We start from the raw sequence: 7,153 nt of genomic DNA on the forward strand, positions 1-7,153 counted from the left end.
TAGAGTTGATGCGTCTGAAGAAAAACCTTAGAAGGGAAACCTAATGAACAAGACCCAACTTATTGACCTGATCGCTGAAAAAGCAGATCTTTCTAAAGCTCAAGCGAAAGTAGCACTAGAGTCAACTCTAGACGGTATCACTGACGCGCTTAAGGAAGGTGACCAGGTTCAACTAATTGGCTTTGGTACATTTAAAGTAAACCACCGCGCAGCACGCACTGGCCGCAACCCGCAAACTGGTCAGGAAATCCAGATTGCAGCTGCGAACGTTCCTGCATTCGTAGCGGGTAAAGCACTGAAAGACTCAGTGAAATAATCTATACTCCGCCAGGTGATTCACCTGGCGGAGCTATTGTTATGAAACGTCTTCTTCCTTTTTTTCTTATCTCGCTCCTGGCTGGATGTGAAACTACCTCTGTTCCCGAAAATACCATCACCCCTATTCTGACCCATACTGGCGGCCAGACGATGGGCGATGCGACGTCACTGTACTGGTACACCTCGCAGCAAAACCGTCCGGTGAAGCTGGCCGAAGTGGTGACAGCCGGAGACTACGGCCAATACCAATCTGATTATCGCTGGCGTGACGGCAAGTTACGCGAGATCAAGCGTGAGGGAACTCGGTTGTACGAGAATACCCTTAAGCCCTTTACCCTTCATGTTCGCTATGACACCCAGGGAAGCGCGGTCTTTCAGCGCTACTCCGTAGACGGGGCTGTTCTGCCATTGTCTGACTCTCAGCTCTACCAGCTAACCCAGCAGGCCAAGAATGCCATCCGTGTTGTCAGAGAGCAGCGCAAAGACGGCCTGTCTCTGATACAGGGGCACTGGCAGGGGAATCGTCTGACACGTTGTGGAACGGACAAGCCGATGGCGATGAGCTTTGCCCCGGCCTTACCCGAATTTACCGCCCGGCAGCTTAGCCAGCAGGGGCAGAACCGCTTTATCGCAGTATCCGGTAAGGTGCGTCGCGAGAGTATCGAGGCAAACCAATTGCTGATGCTGGCTGGCGACGGCAAGCAATGTATAGATCCTCCTGTCTTGCTCGGCAATTAAGCTCTGATACTTGTTTGTGCTCCTACGGGACGCGAAATAAAAAACGCGCTGAGTCAGCGCGTTTTTTTATTTATTGGTATCGTTCGGTGGCGCTATGCCTGTTGCTCGCGCTTTATCGCACGGTAACCGATGTCATTGCGATGGAACATACCGTTCCAGCTTACCTGTTTGGTCAGCGCATAGGCACGTTGCTGGGCTTCTGAGACCGTATTTCCCAGGGCCGTGGCACAAAGAACACGGCCGCCGTTTGTCACAAGCTCACCATCAGCGTTGTTCGTGGTACCGGCATGGAAAATTTTCTGACCGTCAGCCTGTTCTGCAGGCAGGGTGATTACGTCGCCCTTGGCATAGTCAGCCGGGTAGCCACCAGCAGCAAGTACCACGCCGATTGAAGCGCGCGGATCCCACTTCGATTCAGCCTGATCAAGCTTCTCGTCAATCGCCATGAGGCAAAGCTCGACCAGATCCGACTCCATACGCATCATGATTGGCTGGGTTTCCGGATCGCCAAAGCGGCAGTTGTATTCGATCACCTTCGGGGTACCGTCAGCGGCAATCATCAGGCCGGCATAAAGGAAACCGGTATACGGGTGACCTTCTGCATCCATACCACGCACTGTCGGATAGATAACCTCTTCCAGAATACGCTCATGAATTTCAGGTGTGACCACAGGGGCAGGGGAGTAGGCACCCATCCCCCCGGTATTCGGGCCGGTGTCCTTGTCGCCCACACGCTTGTGATCCTGGCTGGTGGCCATAGGCAGGACGCTAGCGCCGTCGACCATGACGATAAAGCTGGCTTCTTCGCCTTCAAGGAACTCTTCAATCACCACGCGGCTACCGGCTTCACCAAAGGCGTTACCTGCCAGCATGTCTTTAATCGCATCTTCCGCTTCTTCAAGGGTCATCGCGACAATGACGCCTTTACCAGCGGCTAAACCATCGGCTTTCACCACGATAGGCGCACCTTGCTCACGTACATAAGCCAGGGCAGGTTCGATTTCGGTGAAATTAGCGTATGAACCTGTTGGGATCTTATGGCGAGCCAAAAAGTCCTTGGTAAATGCTTTGGAGCCTTCTAGCTGAGCGGCAGCTTGTGTCGGACCGAAGATTGGCAGGCCGGCCTCGCGGAAAGCATCGACAACGCCGATAACCAGTGGAGCCTCAGGGCCGACGATGGTCAGCTCAATGGCTTTCTCCTTGGCAAAGGCAACCAGGCCGGCAATATCCTCAACACCGATAGCAACGTTTTCCAGTTTGGGCTCCAGTGCCGTACCGGCATTTCCCGGTGCCACATATACAGTGTCTACATTTGGATTTTGTGCTGCTTTCCAGCCTAGCGCATGTTCGCGGCCGCCAGAACCAATGACTAATACGTTCATAATCTTTCCTTTGATTACTCCTCCCCTTTTTAAGGGGAGGTTGGGAGGGGTTATGGCACGCAAGTACATCAACCCCCTCTGACTCCCCCTTGATAAGGGGGAGAACCAAAAAATTAGTGGCGGAAGTGGCGCATACCCGTAAAGATCATTGCCATGCCGTGTTCGTCGGCGGCGTCAATCACTTCCTGGTCGCGCATCGAGCCGCCCGGCTGGATAACACACTTAATGCCTGCTTCGGCCGCCGCATCAATACCGTCGCGGAACGGGAAGAAGGCATCAGATGCCATCACGCTACCGGCAACTTCCAGGTTTTCGTCCGCGGCCTTGATACCGGCAATTTTCGCCGAATACACGCGGCTCATTTGACCGGCACCGACGCCGATAGTCATATTGCCCTTGGCGTAGACAATTGCGTTCGACTTAACGTACTTCGCGACTTTCCAGCAGAACAGGGCATCACGTAGCTCTTCGTCACTTGGCTGACGCTTGGAAACCACTTTCAGGTCGTCCTGGCTAACCATACCCTGGTCACGGTCTTGCACCAGCAGGCCGCCGTTAACGCGCTTGACGTCAAAGCCTGTAGTCTTGGCTGACCACTGGCCGCACTCTAGCAGGCGAACGTTTTTCTTCGCTGCAACAACTTTGATAGCAGCTTCAGATACAGACGGCGCGATGATCACTTCCACGAACTGGCGCTCGACAATCGCCTGCGCGGTTTCGGCATCCAGCTCCTGGTTGAAGGCAATGATGCCGCCAAAGGCTGATGTCGGGTCCGTCTGGTAAGCACGGTTGTAGGCTTCGAGAATGTTGTCGCCCAGTGCCACACCACAAGGGTTGGCGTGTTTGACGATGACACAGGCTGGCTGGTCGAACTCTTTCACACACTCAAGCGCAGCATCGGTATCAGCGATGTTGTTGTAAGAAAGCGCCTTGCCCTGGATTTGGCGTGCTGTAGACACAGAGGCTTCTTCCGGATTTGCTTCTACATAGAAAGCTGCGGCCTGATGGCTGTTCTCTCCGTAGCGCATGTCCTGCTTCTTCTCGAACTGCTGATTGAAGGTACGCGGGAATTTACTTTTGTTTTCAGGAGAAGGTTCATCCCCTTCCTTGTTGTCACCGTATGACGGCACCATAGTACCGAAATAGTTGGCGATCATGCCGTCATAGGCGGCGGTGTGCTCAAAGGCGGCGATAGCAAGATCAAAGCGGGTAGCATGGGTCAAAGAGCCGCTGTTGGCTTCCAGCTCGGCCAGAACGCGGTCATAGTCATGGGCATTTACCACAATGGTGACATCTTTGTGGTTTTTCGCCGCCGAGCGAACCATGGTCGGGCCGCCGATATCAATATTTTCAACCGCGTCTTCCAGCGTACAGCCTGCCTTGGCTACTGTCTGGGCAAATGGATACAGGTTTACCACCACCATATCAATCGGGTCGATACCGTGTTGAGCCATGACCTCATCGTCCTGGCCGCGACGACCCAGAACGCCACCGTGTACTTTCGGGTGAAGGGTCTTGACCCGGCCGTCCATCATTTCCGGGAAGCCAGTATAATCAGATACTTCGGTGACCTTGATACCTTGCTCGGCAAGTAGACGAGCCGTACCGCCAGTAGAAAGGATGTCAACACCACGGTTGGCAAGAGCTTGTGCGAACTCAACAATACCAGTTTTGTCAGATACGCTGATCAGCGCACGGCGAATAGGACGAGCGTTTTCCATTGCTACCATCTCTTTTATACACGGGGAATATTTGCCAAAAACCACCACAATATTGGTGCTGGATTTTGGCAAATACCCTCATTAGAATCGAAGAGCGCCAGCTCTCCGGTAAGGGCTGTGATTTTTGTTGATGGCGCATATATTACATGAAATCCGACATCACGCAAACGTTTGCTTTTTGTGTTTTACCGATGTTAACCGCAGGTGTTGGTATCTATAAAGAAATGGGTTGGGTATGTATTTGATAGGACAGCTGGCAAAGCTGTGTGATGTCAGCAGTGACACGTTACGGTTCTACGAGAAAAATGGTCTGCTTGAACCTGCCGGGCGTAGTGAGAGCGGATATCGACTTTATAACGAAGCCGATTTGTCACGGGTGAAGTTTATTATGCGCTCTAAGGCCATCGGTCTGAGTCTGGATGAAATTCGCGAGCTGCTGGATATTCGGCTCGAGGCCTGCCAGCATAGCTGTGCGGAAGTCAAAGCTATTACCCAGGCAAAACTAGCCGAAGTTGATAAAAAAATGGCTGAGCTCAGGCGTATTCGCCTGGCCCTCAAAAAAATCAATGATGCCTGCTGTGGCCATGTTGATGACAATGCCAGCCATTGTTCTATCCTAGAAGCGCTGGAAGATCACGATGACGAGGCAGACAAGCCGGATCTCAGTGTTCAGTGTTGCTCTGGTCGCTGTAGAGAGGAGTAACTGATTTAATTATGTTATACACTCTAACTCATACAATTAGATAGATTGGTTATCCACTTCCCTGAGCGCAGTCTCATTATACAAATAAGTATTTTCAGACTTTCTTCTATGATGATTAAGCTGTAGAGGAGGACCGCATCAAGTTGCAAGACATAAGCGAGAAAGGTGGTGCAAGGTAATAAGAACACCCACTGAGAAAATATGTCGGTGTATAAACAAAAGCGCGCATCGTCTCCGGCTCGCAAAATACCGACGATAAACATCATTGACAGACTTTTAATGGCGATAGATAACACCATGATGGTGAATAGTTGTTCTGTTAAAGCTCGTGCACTAGAGGTTTCGTTATAGAACAGGTCTATGATGGTTGCTTGTGCCACCCATAAAGCCAGGGCAGTTAACACACCAAAAATAATGCTCACCAGTAACATTCTGTTGCTATCTTTTTTGGCTATATCATACCTTTCCGCTCCCACATGGTTACCAATAATGACCGATGCAGCACTTGATAACCCGATCAGCAATGCCATCGCCAGCGCTTCGATTGGTGATAACACAGCAAGTGCGATCAATAGATTGGCATTGGTGTTTCCCAGTAAAGCGTGAAAAGCAAATATCCCTAATGCCCAAACAATACTGTTGATTGCAGCAGTCATCGACAGGTGAGTGACGGTCTTAATATCTAGTGATGTGATTGCTCTTAATAATTTTAACGGGAGAAAAGCCAAGCGATGGCGCTGATATAGTAACCAGGCAAAGAGGCATAGTGTTTCAATTATGGCACTGATCAAGGTACCGATAGCAGCCCCTTTTATTCCCATAGCAGGCCCCCCCCAGTGACCGAAGATGAGCAGCCAGTTAAGAAGTATATTGAGACCGACACCAATCGTACTGATCACTGTGGCAATCATGGGTTGGTGCATCACACGCAGGCCTGTGGCGAGGGTAGATGTATAAGCAAAAAAGAATAAACTATAGGCAATGATTTGAAGGTAATCACTTCCTCTTGTTATTATTTCATTCGACTGTGTGCCTATTGCCATTATGTCTTTGGATAAATAAGACAGTGGAACAAAGAAAGTAAAAGCTGAAATAAAACTAAGCAGCAGTATTATGATAATGGTTTTTTTAAACTTACTATCATCAGACTTTACTGCTCCCCAACACTGAGCAGCAACTTGGCCTCCGCCAATACTGATACCAATAATGAAAAAGGTAATAACTAATTGTGCTTTAGATGCAAAACCAATCGCAGCAATATCATATACACTTAATTTTCCCAGCATTAAGTTGTCGATAATACTTTTGCTTGAAAAAAGGGCTGTTTGTAATGTAATCGGAATCGCCAGCTTTAGTAAAGTATATAACGATGAGTTAGCGACTCTGTGACTGCTGGTTATTGTCATGATGATAGCTTTTTTAATTTAGAAGGTGAACTTATAGGTGTTTTACAACTGTTGCCGGATTGCCTATTGCAATGCAGTTATCTGGGATACTGCCGAAAACCACACTGTTCGCACTTACGACACTATTTTCACCTATTGTGACGCCTTTTAATATTGTTGCCCCCATACCAATCCACGCGTTATCTTTAATCGTAACTTTTGCTGAAGTCGTTCGAGCAGCTTCATTGTGGTTGCCTCGGCATCTAATGGGGTGTCCACTGCTATCCATAATAGTTACTTTAGGGCCAAACAAAACATTGTTGCCAATCTCTACGGCGTTGTAGCAAATGATCGCAGTTCCTTGCAGCATGACATTATCACCAATGATAATTTTTCCTGCCGGCTGCTGATTAACTTTAACAACGGTTAACCTTACGGGGCGATTTTCAAAACCTAAGTTATCTTCTGAATATAATGTGCTGCTTGAACCAATTGATATACAGCCTTTGAAGTCATCACTGTTTATTTCCTGACGTTCTGCATCATAGTGATAATTGCTCGAATCCCGAACAAGTGTGAATGCTATGTGAGGAGTACCAATAAATGAATTATTTTCACTTAAAATGATATGTTCATAATATTTTTCGTTAATTAATGAAGATGATTTATCTTGGCTTATGGGGTAAATGTTTTCATAGACGCATGGCATGATGATATCCTCTATGCGTAGCTAGCATTCTGGTTGTTTTTATGAATTTGAATGATTTTATTCAGCGGTAAAGGTTCACCTTTATGCTTCACGTTGTAAAAACTTGTTTGCCATAGGTTATATTTATTATGAATCGTTTTAGCTGCATTATTTGATGCGTTTTCATGATCTGAGACCTCTTTAGGGTGAGGCCAATG

General features: G+C 48.5%; 7 protein-coding genes and 1 pseudogene. 3 read left to right on the top strand and 5 right to left on the bottom strand.

Going from position 1 to position 7,153, the window contains the following annotated elements:
- The first annotated feature begins 43 nt into the window (after window positions 1-43).
- Entirely contained in the window at window positions 44-316 is a 273-nt protein-coding gene (gene hupA / locus MHN01_RS11580) for a nucleoid-associated protein HU-alpha (RefSeq protein WP_039458747.1), read from the top strand.
- A gap of 41 nt (window positions 317-357) precedes the next feature.
- Window positions 358-1,056 (top strand): DUF1481 domain-containing protein, encoded by a 699-nt coding sequence (locus MHN01_RS11585; RefSeq protein WP_239411495.1) that lies wholly within the window; start codon window positions 358-360, stop codon window positions 1,054-1,056.
- 92 nt (window positions 1,057-1,148) lie between these two features.
- Here the strand turns inward: MHN01_RS11585 and purD are convergent, their stop codons facing one another.
- The gene (gene purD, locus MHN01_RS11590; protein ID WP_239411496.1) at window positions 1,149-2,438 is read right to left on the bottom strand and encodes a phosphoribosylamine--glycine ligase; all 1,290 of its coding nucleotides are present in this window, start codon (window positions 2,436-2,438) and stop codon (window positions 1,149-1,151) included.
- A 113-nt stretch (window positions 2,439-2,551) separates the two neighbouring features.
- Entirely contained in the window at window positions 2,552-4,159 is a 1,608-nt protein-coding gene (gene purH / locus MHN01_RS11595) for a bifunctional phosphoribosylaminoimidazolecarboxamide formyltransferase/IMP cyclohydrolase (RefSeq protein WP_239411497.1), read from the bottom strand.
- Between the two features lie 235 nt (window positions 4,160-4,394).
- Here purH and zntR point away from each other — a divergent pair, with 235 nt between their 5' ends.
- Window positions 4,395-4,862 carry a Zn(2+)-responsive transcriptional regulator gene (gene zntR, locus MHN01_RS11600; RefSeq protein ID WP_239411498.1) on the top strand — a complete coding sequence of 156 codons (468 nt, stop codon included), beginning with the start codon at window positions 4,395-4,397 and terminating at the stop codon, window positions 4,860-4,862.
- A 23-nt stretch (window positions 4,863-4,885) separates the two neighbouring features.
- On the opposite strand, the gene MHN01_RS11605 is transcribed toward zntR, so the two are convergent.
- The 3 genes and pseudogenes from MHN01_RS11605 to MHN01_RS11615 form a co-directional block, all read right to left on the bottom strand.
- On the bottom strand, window positions 4,886-6,268 hold the full coding sequence (locus MHN01_RS11605) for an MATE family efflux transporter (protein WP_239411499.1): 1,383 nt from the start codon (window positions 6,266-6,268) through the stop codon (window positions 4,886-4,888).
- A 31-nt stretch (window positions 6,269-6,299) separates the two neighbouring features.
- A complete protein-coding gene (locus MHN01_RS11610) occupies window positions 6,300-6,956 on the bottom strand; it encodes an acyltransferase (protein ID WP_239411500.1) in 657 nt (218 codons plus the stop codon).
- Between the two features lie 11 nt (window positions 6,957-6,967).
- Window positions 6,968-7,153: pseudogene (locus tag MHN01_RS11615) on the bottom strand (glycosyl transferase); the annotation flags it as partial.

This window comes from Photobacterium sp. OFAV2-7 (genome assembly GCF_022347985.1).
Taxonomy (GTDB): Bacteria; Pseudomonadota; Gammaproteobacteria; order Enterobacterales; family Vibrionaceae; genus Photobacterium.